The 15,044-nt window shown below is 49.9% G+C and carries 14 protein-coding genes; all 14 read left to right on the top strand.

Annotated elements, in window-relative coordinates:
* The coding region (locus AC1WIP_RS03220) for a CotS family spore coat protein (protein ID WP_481140452.1) at nt 1-964 on the top strand (964 nt) is incomplete at its 5' end.
* Between the two features lie 14 nt (nt 965-978).
* Nucleotides 979-2,448: a PEGA domain-containing protein gene (locus AC1WIP_RS03215; protein ID WP_481140451.1), complete on the top strand. Its 1,470-nt coding sequence runs from the start codon at nt 979-981 to the stop codon at nt 2,446-2,448.
* Between the two features lie 154 nt (nt 2,449-2,602).
* Entirely contained in the window at nt 2,603-3,328 is a 726-nt protein-coding gene (locus AC1WIP_RS03210; RefSeq protein WP_481140450.1) for a MazG family protein, read from the top strand.
* A 139-nt stretch (nt 3,329-3,467) separates the two neighbouring features.
* Nucleotides 3,468-3,743 (top strand): HU family DNA-binding protein, encoded by a 276-nt coding sequence (locus tag AC1WIP_RS03205; protein ID WP_318704734.1) that lies wholly within the window; start codon nt 3,468-3,470, stop codon nt 3,741-3,743.
* A gap of 107 nt (nt 3,744-3,850) precedes the next feature.
* Nucleotides 3,851-4,090: an RNA-binding S4 domain-containing protein gene (locus AC1WIP_RS03200; protein ID WP_318704733.1), complete on the top strand. Its 240-nt coding sequence runs from the start codon at nt 3,851-3,853 to the stop codon at nt 4,088-4,090.
* Between the two features lie 115 nt (nt 4,091-4,205).
* Nucleotides 4,206-4,493 (top strand): sporulation protein YabP, encoded by a 288-nt coding sequence (yabP, locus tag AC1WIP_RS03195; protein ID WP_481140449.1) that lies wholly within the window; start codon nt 4,206-4,208, stop codon nt 4,491-4,493.
* Between the two features lie 11 nt (nt 4,494-4,504).
* On the top strand, nt 4,505-4,984 hold the full coding sequence (gene yabQ / locus AC1WIP_RS03190) for a spore cortex biosynthesis protein YabQ (RefSeq protein WP_481140448.1): 480 nt from the start codon (nt 4,505-4,507) through the stop codon (nt 4,982-4,984).
* Between the two features lie 49 nt (nt 4,985-5,033).
* Nucleotides 5,034-5,342, top strand: a complete 309-nt coding sequence (locus tag AC1WIP_RS03185; RefSeq protein ID WP_481140447.1) for a septum formation initiator family protein — start codon at nt 5,034-5,036, stop codon at nt 5,340-5,342.
* Between the two features lie 162 nt (nt 5,343-5,504).
* On the top strand, nt 5,505-6,707 hold the full coding sequence (locus tag AC1WIP_RS03180) for a SpoIIE family protein phosphatase (protein ID WP_481140446.1): 1,203 nt from the start codon (nt 5,505-5,507) through the stop codon (nt 6,705-6,707).
* A gap of 77 nt (nt 6,708-6,784) precedes the next feature.
* Entirely contained in the window at nt 6,785-8,263 is a 1,479-nt protein-coding gene (gene tilS / locus AC1WIP_RS03175) for a tRNA lysidine(34) synthetase TilS (protein ID WP_481140445.1), read from the top strand.
* Nucleotides 8,247-8,771 (top strand): hypoxanthine phosphoribosyltransferase, encoded by a 525-nt coding sequence (gene hpt / locus AC1WIP_RS03170; RefSeq protein ID WP_318708877.1) that lies wholly within the window; start codon nt 8,247-8,249, stop codon nt 8,769-8,771. The genes tilS and hpt overlap by 17 nt, the downstream gene beginning before the upstream one ends.
* Nucleotides 8,772-8,839: 68 nt before the next feature.
* On the top strand, nt 8,840-10,606 hold the full coding sequence (gene ftsH / locus AC1WIP_RS03165; protein ID WP_481140453.1) for an ATP-dependent zinc metalloprotease FtsH: 1,767 nt from the start codon (nt 8,840-8,842) through the stop codon (nt 10,604-10,606).
* A 340-nt stretch (nt 10,607-10,946) separates the two neighbouring features.
* Complete coding sequence (locus tag AC1WIP_RS03160; RefSeq protein WP_481140444.1) at nt 10,947-13,049, top strand: alpha-glycosidase; 2,103 nt, start codon at nt 10,947-10,949, stop codon at nt 13,047-13,049.
* A gap of 15 nt (nt 13,050-13,064) precedes the next feature.
* The gene (locus tag AC1WIP_RS03155) at nt 13,065-14,915 is read left to right on the top strand and encodes a hypothetical protein (RefSeq protein ID WP_481140443.1); all 1,851 of its coding nucleotides are present in this window, start codon (nt 13,065-13,067) and stop codon (nt 14,913-14,915) included.
* Nucleotides 14,916-15,044: the final 129 nt, after the last annotated feature.

Here is a 15,044-nt window from a genome sequence, read left to right as displayed (position 1 = left end):
GTATGATATAGAGGTGCTTCGTACCCGCAAGGGAAGGGGAGCTATTTTATGTGATACCAATCAGGGTTGTCTCATTTTTAAAGAATATGCAGGGAATGAAAACAAAATTCGTATACAGGACAGACTGCTGAATCATATCAGGGAAACAGGGAAAATACAAGTGGAGTCCATTCTTCCAACCAGGGAAGGGAGCCTGTTTGTAAAGGACATGGAGGGAAATTCTTATGTGCTGAAAACCTACGCAGAGGGCCGGGAATGCAATATTTACGAAAAGAAGGAGTGCCTGGAGGCGGTGAGAGTGCTGGCGAGGCTTCATGGGTGCATGGAGCTGTCCCAAACGGAGATGGATGGACTGCCTGCAGATGGCTTTTTTGCGGGAAGGGAATATGAGAAGCATAACAGAGAGCTTAGAAAGGTTCGAAAGTATTTGAAGCAGCGGGGACAGAAAACCGGGTTTGAAATCGGCCTTTTAAACAGTTTTGATTATTTTCTGGAGCAGGCATTGGCTGTTACGGAGGAATGGAATCGCTACCGTTTGGAAAACAGTCAGGGCCATGAGAGGAAGGAAACCGTTTTGTACTGCCACGGGGATTATCAGTATCACAATATTTTGTGGGGGCAGGAGGAATGGTTTGTTGTAAATTTTGAAAAATGCCTTCCTGACAACCCGATCCGGGACTTGTACCTGTTTTTGCGTAAGCTTCTGGAAAAGAGCAGCTGGTCCGTTTCTCTGGGGAAGGAGCTGCTTGCGGCTTACCAGGAGGAAAGACCTATTTCGGACGAAAGCAGAATGGATCTTTATTACCGGCTGGCATATCCGGAGAAATTTTGGAAGATCGTCAATTTTTATTATAACTCGGGAAAGGCGTGGATACCGGAGCGCAACAGGGAAAAGCTGGAGAAACTAGTGGTACAGGAAAAGGAAAAGCAGATTTTTCTGGATGAAGTATTTCAAAGGAGATAAAGAAGGAGCAGACTGTGAAACAAAACCAAAGAAAGAAAAAAAAGGAGAACAAAAGAAGTGTTTTGGGGATAACCGGGACAATTTTGTTTTTGGCTGCAGTTGTGACGATAGTGTCGCTTGGCCTGTGGAGCGCGTTTGGCAATAGGGCCCGGAGCGCCTCAAACGAAAACGCTCAGGGGCAGACGTCACAGGAGACGGCTGCTGAGACCAGAGAGCGGGTGGACACAGGGTTTATCTTGACGGGGCCGGGGGACTATGATTCTGCAGACACGCCAATTCTGGTGGATAAAAACAAAGATGACAATACTGTCACATTTTTAAATCTGGAGCTGGGAAGGCGCTACACCCTTTCTTTGGACGGAACCACAAAGCTTTACGACAAGTATGGAGAAAGCGTTTCTCTGGATCAGATTGAGGTGGGAGACGTGGTTTACATCACCTTCTTAAAGTCTAAGAAGCATCTGACCAGCATGCAGCTTTCTCCCGATGCCTGGAGCTATGAGAATGTGGAGCGGTATGAGATCAATACGGTGCGGGGGGAGGTGACCATCGGCCAGGAGGTGTATAAGCTTACAGAAAATACACAGTATCTCTCCCAGGGCAGGAGCATAGATAAGATGGAACTGAATGCGGCGGATATCTTAAGCTTTCAGGGAATCGACAGCCAAGTGGCAAGCATATCCGTAGAGAAGGGCCATGGATATCTGCGGCTTGCCAATGACGAGAATTTTGTGGGGGGCTGGATAGAGATCGGCCAGTCTATGATTTGCCGGATTACAGAGGATATGCTGCTGACCGTGCCAGAGGGAAGCTATCAGGTAAATATCAGCCACAATGGAGGCGGAGGCGTAAAGAGCGTTGTGATTAACCGCAATGAAGAGACCACTCTGGATATCGGAGACCTGGAGGTTGCCAAGGTGCAGTATGGAATGGTGCTGTTTTCCATAACCCCCTCCTCCGCCCAGCTGTATGTGGACGGAACGGAGACGGACGCTTCCGGGCCGGTGACGCTGGAGTATGGCCTGCACCAGCTGATTGTGCGGGCTTCGGGTTATCAGTCGGTAACCCAGTATATACGGGTAGGCCAGGAGTCCGCAGGCATCGACATTGTGCTGGATAAGGTGGATACCGGCGGGGAAGAGGAGGAAAGCAGCGAAAGCAGTACGGAGTCCACACAGGCAGACACCACCACCAGCTATTACAAGGTGTATGTGGACGCTCCGGAGGGGGCAGAGGTATACCTGGACGGCAATTACGTGGGAATTTCTCCCTGCAGCTTTAGAAAGACATCCGGCTCCCATGTGATAACTCTGCGAAAGACAGGCTATGAAACCAGAAGCTATACCGTTTTGGTGGATGAGGAGGAAAAGGATATTTCCTATTCCTTCGCGGATTTAGTGGTATCGCAGTCCGCAGAGAGCTCATCGGCATCACAATCCACGGAAAGCTCATCGGCAGCGCAGTCTTCTGAAGCCGCGCAATAAGTCAGGGGATCATTACAAGGATTGTTTTGTAAAGTATTTTCGTAGCTGGGGCATATTTCAACACAGACACGCTTCCGCTCCAAGCATGCCCTATGGAAATTACCATTGCAAGAGTTACTGTAATAATAAAATAAGGTATATATAGGAGAAGAAGATGGAAGAGAAAAAATATACTTATGAGGACTTTTTAAAGATAGTGGAGACCTTGCGCAGTGAGGGAGGGTGTCCCTGGGATCGGCAGCAGACCCATATGAGCCTGCGGCCCTGTATGACGGAGGAGGCGGCAGAGGTAAATGCGGCCATCCGCATTCTGGAGCAGACAGACAGCTTTGAAAACCTCAGGGAGGAGCTGGGAGATGTACTTCTCCAGGTGGTTATGCACGCCCAGATCGCAAAAGAGGAGGGGCTGTTTGACATGGGGGACGTGGTGTCGGAGGTGGCTGCTAAGATGGTGCGCAGGCATCCCCATGTGTTCGGGAATCTCGCAGTAGAGGGTCCGGGGCAGGTATTGGAGAACTGGGAGGAAATCAAGAAGAAGGAAAAAGAGGGGAAGGCCATTGCGCAGTCTCCCCTTCGGGAGATCCCAAAGGAGCTGCCAGCCCTTACCAGGGCGCAGAAGGTGTTAAAAAAGGCGGACAAGCTCTATGAGCCCCAGGGAGATTTTGGGACATGTGTGGAACAGATACTGGATGCGGCCAAGAGGCTGCAGGCGTGCACTCCTGTGGATTACGATCCGGAAATTTCAAGGCTTACCGGGGACATCCTTATGGCCCTTTCCCGGATAGCAGGCCTATGCAGACTTTCCCAGGAGCAGATTCTCACAGACCGTACAGAAGATTTGATAGACAGGCTGGAAGGAGCAGAGAAAAAAGTGCCGTAAATGTGGGGAAAGTGCCGTAAATATGGGGAAAATGCCTTGACAAATGCAGTAAAAACGGATATATATATGTATAGACGTTTCTCAAGAAGCATCTACGTGAAATACAATCAACGAAAACTCATTACAGGAGGAGTTCAAAATGAACAAAACAGAATTAGTGGCAGCTATAGCTGATCAGGCTGAAATTTCTAAGAAAGATGCTGAAAAGGCTTTGAAGGCTTTTACGGATGTTGTTGCTGCAGAATTGAAGAAGGACGGAAAGGTTCAGTTAGTAGGCTTCGGCACCTTTGAAGTTTCCAAGAGAGCGGAGAGAGAAGGAAGAAATCCCCAGAGCGGCGAGCCTATGAAGATTGCAGCCTCCAAGGCGCCTAAGTTCAAGGCAGGCAAGGCTTTGAAGGATATGCTGAACGCATAATAAGGGCTGTTTGGGAGAACCTCCAGAAGGCGGTTCTCTTTTTTTGCCTGTTTCTGTGGCAGAGGCGCCCGGAACCCCCGGGTGTCCCTCTTTGGGAAGGAGCATATATGAGACTTGATAAATATTTAAAGGTATCCCGTCTGATCAAGCGTCGTACCGTGGCCAACGAGGCCTGCGACAGCGGAAGGGTGCTGATAAACGATAAGCCCGCCAAGGCCTCCGCAAACGTAAAGAAGGGAGATATCATATCTATTTCCTTCGGAAACAAGGAGGTAAGAGTGGAGGTGCTGGACGTGCAGGAAACTGTGAAAAAGGAAGAGGCCGGCGAGCTGTTCCGCTATCTGTAAGTATTTTTTCACACAGGAATTTTTCCGGCCCCTGTCTAATATAATGTAAGAGAACAGGGTGGCAGCTTCTTTGGGGCCTTGAAAAAGGCGCAGGACCCACCGGGCAGGAGGACTTATGGAAGATTTAAGCAACAGCGGACGCACCCACAAGGTGACAATGACAAATCGAAGGACCTGCGCTATCAACGGTGTGAGCGATGTCCTTTCCTTTGATGTGCATGAGATTCTCCTGGAGACGGAGCAGGGGATGCTTATGATCAAGGGGGATGAGCTGCATGTGAACAGACTGACTCTGGATAAGGGCGAGGTGGACATTGACGGCAGAATCGACAGCTTTACCTATTCCGATCAAAACCTGGCCGGACATAAAAATGAATCTTTGCTCAGCAAGCTGTTTCGCTGAAGGAGCCGCCCATGGCAAACGAGAATCTCTTTCTTCTTTATGCCCTGCTCATGGGCATTTTTATTACCTTCCTGTACGATATTCTCAGGATATTGAGAAGAGTTCTGCCTCACAGCGGCTTTTGGGTGTCCGTGGAGGATCTCTGCTTTTGGGCCTACTGTGCGGCGGAGGTGTTTTTGCTTTTGTACCATGAAAGCAACGGCACGCTGCGTTGGTTTGCCGTGTTTGGTGCGATGACAGGCATGGTGCTGTACAAAAAGCTGGTAAGTCCCTTTTTCGTAAAATACGTGTCCTTTCTTTTGGGACGCGTGCTATTTGCACTGGGAAAAATTTCCTGTTTTCTGGCAAGGCCTTTTTTATGGGCTGCAAAAGCCCTGAAAAACAAGGCGGGAAAGGCAAAAAAGAGTCTTTCCAGACAGGGAAGAAGGGGCGGCCGGATGCTAAAAAAGAAGTTGACTCTGCTTGTGAAAATGCTTAAAATGACATTGTAGGGTAAGTTGTTGAAAAGCCGCCTTGCGGTGTGCGGATAGAGGTGTTTGTATGGCGAGAAGAAAAATTGCATACCGGAAAAGACGTCAAAACCGCTTCAGCATGTTTCTGGTGACGCTGGTGGTAATTATGATCATGGTGGCCGTGGCGGTGCAGAGCGTAGAGCTGGAACAGAAAATAGAAGCCTATGCCGCCAGAGAGGAGCAGTTAAAGGAGCAGATCGCGGCGGAGGATAAACGGACACAGGAGATAGAGGAATATCGGAAGTATACCCAGACCAAGGCCTATGTGGAAGAGGTGGCCAAGGATAAGCTGGGACTGGTATATGAGGGTGAGATTCTTTTTAAAGAGGATGACTGAGAATCAGATAAGCAGAAGTCTTAGGGCTTCTGCTTTTTTTGTCGCAAAAAATTAAGTATATTTCTTCCTCTTTTTGACAAAAACAAGAAAATGCTGCCACTATAATGAGTACTGCTTAGCCGGAGCGGCAGCGTCCGGCTGAGGGAAGAAAGGGGAAACAGTATGGGAACGGACAGATGGAAAATGCGGGAAAAGGAAATTTACACAGTACAGGTGCCTGATTTGTGTAAGAGAAGGCTTTTGGGATATGCGGAAACCTTTCGCGAGCTTGCCCGCAGCTTCGGCGGAGCGTTTGAAGGGACAGAAACGGGGACGGACAGGCAGTCGTTTCTCGATGCCAGAAAGGTTTGGGAGAACAGACAGGTCATGGGGAGCAATTTCAGCGAGGTGGCCCAGATTATGACGGAGGTGGCGGATCAGGTATTCCACTATGAGCCCATAGAAGAAAAATGCAGGCGTCAGATCATTCACGCCATGAAAGAGGAGGGTATTGTGGTGGAGGACATCTGCTATCTTCCACAGGCCGACGACAGGAAGGCCATTGGCCTTACCATGTGTATTCGGAAAAAGGACAGGATGCCCTCCCAGGAGGCTGCGGATATGCTTTCTGTTTTGCTGGACCGTCATCTGCAGGTATCGGTTACAAGTCCATATTATATTGAAAGAGAAATACATAGCTTTATCCTTGTGGAGGAACCTTCCTTTATTGTGCTCTCCGGGTTTTCCAAGGCCGTAAAGGAAAATGAAACGGTCTCCGGGGATAACTATGCCATGATAGAATCGGAAAAGGGCAGGCTGACGGTGCTTTTGTCCGATGGAACCGGCTCTGGGGAGGAGGCCAGCGCAGAAAGCGAGAGAGTGCTGGATTTGATGGAGAAAATGCTGGAGGCGGGCTACGGCATGGAGACGGCTGTGAATCTGGTAAATGCTGCGCTCTTTGCCAGGGGGGAGGAGCACAATCATCCTACCCTTGATATCTGCGATCTGGACCTTTACCGGGGCAGCTGCAGCCTGTGGAAGGTAGGAGCAGCCGCTTCCTTCTTAAAAAAGGGAAGAAAGGTGGAGGAAATTGAAATGGGAAGCCTTCCCCTGGGAGTTTTCCGAAGCATAGAGCCTGAGGCTGTGCACAGAAAGCTGACGGACGGAGATTATCTGGTGCTTGTGACGGACGGAGTGCTGGACGCGCTGGGGGAGGGCAATTATGAGGAAGCCATGTGTGAGGCCATATCAGAGGTGACAAAACAAAATCCCAGGGAGATTGCTGAGCAGCTGCTGCAGAGGGTAATCCGCACAAGCAAGGGACGTATTTTGGACGACATGACCATAATTGTGATCGGCATTTGGGAAAATAGCGGTATAACTTGATTTTTTTGGGATTTTCAGATACCATAAAGGTTGACATGAACAACGCACAAAGGACGGAGGAAAAAGTGTTCTCCTTTATGGAAGAACATCATATGCTGAAGGCCGGCGACCGGGTGGTGGCCGGAATCTCTGGAGGGGCAGACTCGCTTTGCCTCTTATTTGTGTTGCTGGAATGGGCAAAGAGAAATCCTCTTTTTTTGGCGGTGGTCCATGTGGATCACGGTCTGAGGCAGGAATCCGGGGAGGATGCCCGGTATGTGGAAACCCTTTGCCGCAGCTTTGAAATTCCCTTTTATCTGACCAGGGCTGATGTAAAAGCCAGGGCAGAGCGGGACAAATGCTCTGAGGAGGAGGCGGGACGAAACATCCGCTACGAGGCGTTTTCCCAGGCGGCAGAGGATTTTGGGGCTGGGAGGATTGCGGTGGCCCATAACAGCAATGATTTAAGTGAAACCATGTTGTTTCACTTATTTCGGGGAAGCGGCCTGAAGGGGCTTTGCGGCATCCCTCCTGTGAGGGATGAGATTATCCGCCCTATTCTCTGTCTGGAAAGGCCGGAAATAGAAGGGTATTTAAAGGAGCGGGGCATTTCCTGGCGAAAGGATGCCACCAATGAAGAGGATGCTTATACCAGAAACAGAATCAGACATCATATTCTGCCCTATGCTGAGAATGAAATCGCGCCGGGCTGTGTGGCCCGCATGAGCAGAACGGCCCGGATTCTGTCGGAGACGGAGGATTATATGGAAGCCCAGACGAAGGAGGCTCTCAAAAGATGCGTCAGAGCAGCTTCCCCAGGGGCGGCTGGAGAGGAGGCCCACAAAGAAGGGGCTTTTGTGGTGATTGACAGGAATTTGTTTGTAAAGGAGCATCCGGCCATCCGCGCAAGAATGCTGCATTGTCTTTTAAAAGAGCTGTGGCCCGGGCATAAGGATATGGAGTATGTGCATATTCAGGCGATGATGACTTTATTTACGCAGGAGGGAAACCGGAGCGTGAGCCTGCCCTTTGGCATGAACGCCAGAAGGGAATATGACAAGGTGATTCTGGAAAAAAGGGCTGGAGGGGACGGAGGAGCGCTTTCGGAGGAGAGAGGAGCATTTTTTCCCGTGTCCATAGGGGTCGGAGAATTGGGAAAAACTCCTCTGCGCGTGGGCCTTGGAACCTGGGGAGAGGCAGAATTCACCCTGCTTTTGGCAGAAAAACACAGGGAAGTGCCCCAAAGGGAATGTACGAAATGGTTTGATTATGATAAAATAAGTAAATCCCTGGTGTTCCGCACCAGACAAAAGGGGGATTATCTTACCCTGTCTGACGGACGGGGCGGGCAGATGCACAAATCGCTTAAGGATTATATGATTACGGAGAAGATTCCCAAAGATAAACGGGACCGCATTCCGGTTTTGGCGCAGGAGCATCATGTGCTTTGGCTTGCAGGCTGGCGCATCAGCGAATATTATAAAATAAATGGGAATACAAAGCGCATTCTGCAGGTACAATTAAAAAGAGACTGCGGGGGCAGTGAAACGGAGGAAAGCTATGGCAGAGAGCATTAGAGTACTATTATCCGAGAAAGAGGTGGACGAAAGGATTCAGGCCATCGGGGAACAGATCAGCAGGGACTACCAGGGCAGGCAGGTGCATCTAGTATGCGTTTTAAAGGGCGGAAGCTTTTTTATGTGCGAGCTGGCAAAGAGAATCACGGTGCCCGTGTCCCTGGATTTCATGTCCGTGTCCAGCTACGGAAGCGACACCAAATCCAGCGGTGTGGTAAAAATCGTAAAGGATTTGGATGAGTCCCTGAAGGATAAGGATGTGATTGTAGTGGAGGATATCGTGGACAGCGGCAGGACACTGAGCTATCTGCTGGAAATGCTCAAGGACAGAGGGCCCAGATCCCTGCGTCTGTGTACGCTGCTTGACAAACCGGAGAGACGGGTGGTTGATGTAAAGGTGGACTACACGGGATTTGAGATACCGGATGAATTTGTAGTGGGCTATGGTCTGGACTATGACCAGAGATACCGCAATCTGCCCTACATCGGGGTTGTGGAATTTAATTAAAGTGAGTAGGAGGCCCAAAATTGAAGCAAGGCGGTAAAAGTTTTAACTCTTTCTTTGTTTTTCTGATTATGCTGGTGCTGGTGGTTGCAGTGCTGAGCCTGTTCAGCGAGCAGAGAAACGGCTACACCAGGGCAGATTTTATGTCGGACCTGGAGGGGGATAAGATTGAGGAGCTTATCATTCAGCCAAACGCAGAGACTCCCACCGGCTATGTGGAGGTGGAGATGACGGATGGCTCGGACAGAAGGCTTTATGTCACCGACGTGTCTGAGATTGAGGAAGTAATCAGACAGGCGGGGTATGATCCCGTGGTTTTGGATGTGCAGCGGCAGAGCTGGTTTTTGACCACCCTGGTTCCCATGCTCATTGTGCTGGTGGTGGGACTGTTTCTTTTTATGATGCTCAATACCCAGAACACCGGCGGCAGCAATGGGAAAATGATGAATTTCGGCAAGAGCCGGGCTAAGATGACGGTTGGAGAGAAAAAGGTCACCTTTGCGCAGGTGGCGGGCTTAAAGGAAGAGAAGGAAGAGCTTCAGGAGATCGTTGATTTCTTAAAGGAGCCTGGGAAATATACCCGGGTGGGCGCCAGGATTCCAAAGGGCGTGCTTTTAGAGGGCCCGCCCGGAACCGGAAAGACGCTTCTTGCAAAGGCTGTGGCAGGAGAGGCGGGCGTTCCCTTTTTCAGCATTTCCGGCTCCGACTTTGTGGAAATGTTTGTGGGCGTAGGAGCATCCCGTGTCCGGGACTTGTTTGAAGAAGCAAAGAAAAATGCACCCTGTATTGTATTTATCGACGAAATTGACGCGGTGGCAAGACGCCGGGGCACAGGCATGGGAGGCGGTCATGATGAGAGGGAGCAGACCCTGAATCAGCTTCTTGTGGAAATGGACGGCTTTGGCGTCAATGAGGGAATTATCATTATGGCGGCTACCAACCGGGTGGACATTCTGGACCCGGCTATCCTGCGGCCCGGGCGTTTTGACCGCAAGGTGGCGGTAGGCAGGCCGGATATCGGCGGGAGAGAGGAGATTTTAAAGGTTCACGCGAAGAATAAGCCTCTGGGAGACGATGTGGATCTCAAGCAGGTGGCCCAGACCACGGCGGGCTTTACCGGGGCTGACCTGGAAAACCTTATGAACGAAGCGGCGATTCTTGCAGCCAAGGAGGGAAAGGCATATCTGTCCCAGGAGGATATCAAAAAGTCCTTTATCAAGGTGGGCATCGGCTCCGAAAAGAAGAGCCGCATCATCTCCGACAAGGAAAAGAAAATCACGGCGTACCACGAGGCAGGCCACGCCATTTTATTCCATGTGCTGCCGGACGTAGGCCCTGTGTACACGGTTTCCATCATTCCCACGGGAGTGGGGGCAGCGGGTTATACTATGCCTTTGCCGGAAAAGGATGAAATGTTTATCACTAAGGGAGAGATGCTGCAGGATATTATGGTGTCCTTAGGCGGCAGAATCGCCGAGGAAATTATCTTTAAGGACATTACCACAGGAGCCTCCAGCGATATCAAGAAAGCCACAAAGGTGGCCCGCAGGATGGTGACGCGCTTTGGCATGTCGGAAAATATCGGCGTGATCTGCTATGACGATGATGACGACGAGGTATTTATCGGAAGAGACTTAGCCCACGCAAAGGCTCACAGCGAGGCTGTGTCCGGTGAGATTGACCGAGAGGTAAAGTCTATTATTGATGAATGCTATGTAAAGGCAAAGGCTATTATTCTGGAAAACGAAGGAGTGCTGCACAGGTGTGCCCAGCTTCTTTTGGAGAAGGAAAAGATTGGCCGGGAGGAATTTGAAGGGCTCTTTGCGGCACAGGCTTAAAGCTGACAAGGCTTTTGGTGATTTTATACAACAAAGTATTGTAAAAAATAGACAAAAACGAAACAGTAAATTTGTAATATTTGTGAATTCTGAGAATAGTCAAATGGGGGAGCACATGCTATTATAATATGCTTACCCCCCCCCAATACATTATTTAGTTTTTTGCTATACCCCATAAGAAAGAAATACCTTCTCTAAAAAGGACAGCCTTTAAAAGCTGTCCTTTTTACCGTATATGCCTGTAAATCCGCAGATTTCCTATTGAACTTATATTTCCTTTTCAGTACAATGGGATTGGGCATACTATATTACAGAATATGATTGTAAGGCAGGTAGAACTATGGACTTGGAAAAGATAAGGCAGACGGAATACAACCAGCAGTATATTTCTTCCATGCGGCCGGTTTTTAACAGGCGTGCGCTTTACTCGGACACTACGGGGGAGTATGTGATTCCCCAGGAGCCCACTCCTTATGACCTGGTGACCATACGGTTCCGTACCGCAAAAAACAACGTGGACTGCGTGTTTTTTGTGCACAAGGGACAAAGATATCTGATGAACAAGGTGGAAACCGATGAGCAGTTTGATTTTTACGCCTTTGAGCTTCAGCTGGACAATGAGAAGGTTTCCTATTACTTTGAGATATGCACCGGCCGTCTGACCGGTTATTTTGACGTACGGGGCTTGGTCCAGGAGGTGAATGAGTACTACGATTTTGTGATTCTGCCGGGCTTTCAGACTCCGGACTGGGCCAAGGGTGCGGTGATGTATCAGATTTATGTGGACCGATTCTGTAATGGTGATCCTTCAAACGATGTGGAGACGGGGGAGTATTGCTATATCGGCGAGCCCGTAAAGAGGGTGGAGGATTGGAACACATATCCGGCCCAGATGGATGTGAGGAATTTTTACGGAGGCGACCTCCAGGGTGTTCTGGACAAAATGGATTATCTGCAAAACCTGGGAGTGGAGGTGATCTACTTTAACCCTCTGTTTGTGTCTCCTTCCAATCATAAGTATGATATTCAGGATTATGATTATATCGATCCTCATTACGGCAAAATTGTGGATGACAAAGGGGAGCTTTTGCAAAATGGGCAGAGGGAGAATCAGTCTGCCACAAAATATATCAACCGTGTCACGAACAAGGCCAATCTGGAAGCCAGCAACCGGCTGTTTGCGCAGCTTGTGGAGCAGGCCCACAAGAGAGGCATGAAGGTAATTCTGGATGGCGTCTTCAACCATTGCGGCTCCTTTAATAAATGGCTGGACAGGGAGCGCATTTACGAAAAGGCTGAGGGCTATGAAAAGGGCGCTTTTATTGACGGTGACAGTCCTTACCGCAATTATTTTGACTTTCACGATCCAAATGGCTGGCCCTGCAACACCAGCTACGACGGCTGGTGGGGACATGACACGCTGCCAAAGCTTAACTATGAGGGCTCTAAGGAGCTGTTCGATTATGTGATGCACATTGCAAGAAAATGGGTGTCACCGCCCTATAATGCAGATGGGTGGAGGCTTGATGTGGCGGCGGATTTGGGCCACAGCAGAGAGTTTAACCATCATTTCTGGAAGGAATTCCGCCGAAACGTAAAGGAGGCAAACCCCAACGCCATTATTTTGGCGGAGCATTATGGAAATACCAGGGACTGGCTTCAGGGAGACGAGTGGGATACGGTTATGAACTATGACGCCTTTATGGAGCCGGTTACGTGGTTTTTGACGGGAATGGAGAAGCACAGCGACGATTTCAGGGAGGATCTGCTGGGCAATGCTGAGAGCTTCTGGGGCGCCATGCGTCATCATACGGCCAGCTTTTCCATGCCAAGCTGGCAGGTGGCCATGAATGAGCTTTCCAATCATGATCACTCCCGTTTTCTTACCCGCACCAACCATAAGGTGGGAAGAATCAATACCCTGGGTTCCCAGGCGGCACAGCAGGATGTGAGCAAGGCCGTTTTCCGGGAAGGGGTTGTGATACAGATGACATGGGTGGGAGCCCCCACCATTTATTACGGCGATGAAGCGGGCCTGTGCGGCTTTACCGACCCGGATAACAGACGCAGCTATCCCTGGGGCAGGGAGGATACGGAGCTGATTGCCTTTCACAGGGATATTATCCGCCTTAGAAAAGAGAATCCGGAGCTGAGAAGAGGGTCTATCAAGAGTGTGGAGTCGGATTATAATTTTCTTGCCTACGGACGCTTTAACAGAGCGGGACAGTGTGTAATCGCCATTAACAACAACAATGAGCCGGTGACCAAGGAGCTGGTGGTGTGGCCTTTGGGGATACCAAAGACCGGAAAAATGAAGGTGCTTTTGCAGACCGGGGAAGAGGGCTATACCCTGGATGGGCAGGAGTATGCGGTTGCGGCGGGCAAGATTACCCTGGATATGCCTCCCACCAGTGCGGTCATTTTAAAGTATACAGGAAAATAGAAAGGACAAAAGAGAATGCAGGCGGTCATATTTGGATTACTGATTCCCATAATACCTCTGCTGCTTTGGCGCAGCTATCATAAGGAAAAGAAGCTCACCACAGAGGAGGCGGTATTGCGCTATGGGGCATACACCCTTTTGGTTACCCTTCTTTCCTCCGGGGCCATGGTGTTGTTGTGTGAGGAGGGAACCTCCTTTTGGGAAAAAATTGACAGGTCCCCTTCCTTTGTTTTGAAATTTGCGGCAGTGGAACTTATGGCGGCGTTGGTGACGGCTGCGGGAGAATGGCTGCTAAGCTGCCGGAAGGTCACTGTGGAGGTGGACTGGGAGCAATACCGCAGTGTGTGGCTGGTGCGGTTTGTGCGAAAATATGTGTTTCCCGCCGGTATTTATCTGCTGGCGATTGCTGTAGTGCTTTTTAACGTAAGCCTGATGTTTGACAATGTGCTGTGGGGGGATGAAGCCTTTTCCGCCAATACGGCCCAAAAATCCATGGCGGGCATTATGCAGGTGCTCTACTATTGGGACAGCCATCCGCCTCTGTACTATTATTGGTTAAAGCTGTTTGGAGAGCTGTTTGGTTACACAGTGCCGGTATATCATCTGGCCTCCCTTGTGCCCTTTGGGGCCGGCCTTGTGATGGCGGTAACCTTTTTCCGCAAACGCTTTGGAAATATTCCGGCGGCCTTTTTTGTGATGATCTCCGGCTTGGCCTCCTCCTGTCTGGAATACAATCTGGAGGTGAGAATGTACGCTTTGGCTTTTTTAGCCATGGCGGCCTGCTTTTACTGCTCCTTCCGGGTGCTGTGCGGAGGGAAGGCAGCCTGGGTAGGAATGGTGCTTTGGGCTCTGATTGGGGCTTATGCCCACTATTATGCGCTGGTAAGCGCCGGGATTCTTTTGTTTGTCACGGCTGTGGCCTATTTTGTACGTTACCGTGGAAAAACCTGGATCAAGGGGCTTGTGTCCATAGTGGTGTTTGTTGTGGGCTATCTGCCCTGGCTGCAGCGTCTGCTTTCCACCACGGAAAGCGTCAGCAATAACTGGTGGATGTCACAGCTGCTGCCGTTAAAGCAAAGCCTTGTGATGCTCACCGGAGGAGCCTCTATGAGCCGGATTCTGCTTCCTTTGTTTGTGGTTTTCCTGCTGATTCTGCTTTTGGCGGAGTCCTCGTTCTTTGAGATAAAAAGGCAGGATGGCAGGATGGGCATACTGATACATACACCCTCTGTAAGAGCCTGGTCCGATACTACATACGCCGCAGCAGTGGGAGCTCTTACTGTGATTGGCACACTTTTGTCTGCCTATGTGCTGTGTCTTTTGATGGGGCCCGTGCTGGCAGAGAGATATCTGTACCCCTTGAGCGCGGTTGTTTTTGTGACCCTGGTGATCGAATGCAATGGTATGCTGGCGCTTCTTGGAAGGCTGGGCGGGAAATGGAAAAAGGAATGGCCTGTAAAAGCGGGTAAGGCCGTTCTGGTGGTGATTCTGGCTCTGCTGTTTGGCATGGGAATACAGAATTACCAGTCCTACAGCGCTGAGGTAAACAGGCAGGAGCAGGAGACAGCCGAAACCCTTTCTTTGATGGGAGAGGTGCCTGAGGAGGTAAAGCTGGTAAGCAACGGCGTCCAGCATCTTGGATGGACGGTGTTAGCCTTTTATTTCCCGGAAAATGAAGTGATCAACGGCAATTATCTCAGCACAGATGCCGACAGGTTCTGGTACTTTACCCCGGATTACATGTCCCAGAGCGATATTGATCAGATGACAGCCAAGGGCTACAGCATAGCGGGCTACGGAGAAATGCAGCTGGCAAAATATCCTTTTGTGCTCTACTATTTCGAGAAAGTGCCCGCAGAGTCATAAGAGAGTGAGCTTTTTTGCTTGCATTTTGTGTAAAACTGTGATACAATTTCACATTGTTAAGGCATTTGCCTTGCGTGGATGGATTCCCGAGTGGCCAAAGGGGACAGACTGTAAATCTGCTGCAAATTG

Source organism: Acetatifactor sp. (assembly GCF_982438285.1).
Note: the sequence above shows the minus strand (reverse complement) of the source record. Positions and strands in the feature narration are given on the sequence as shown.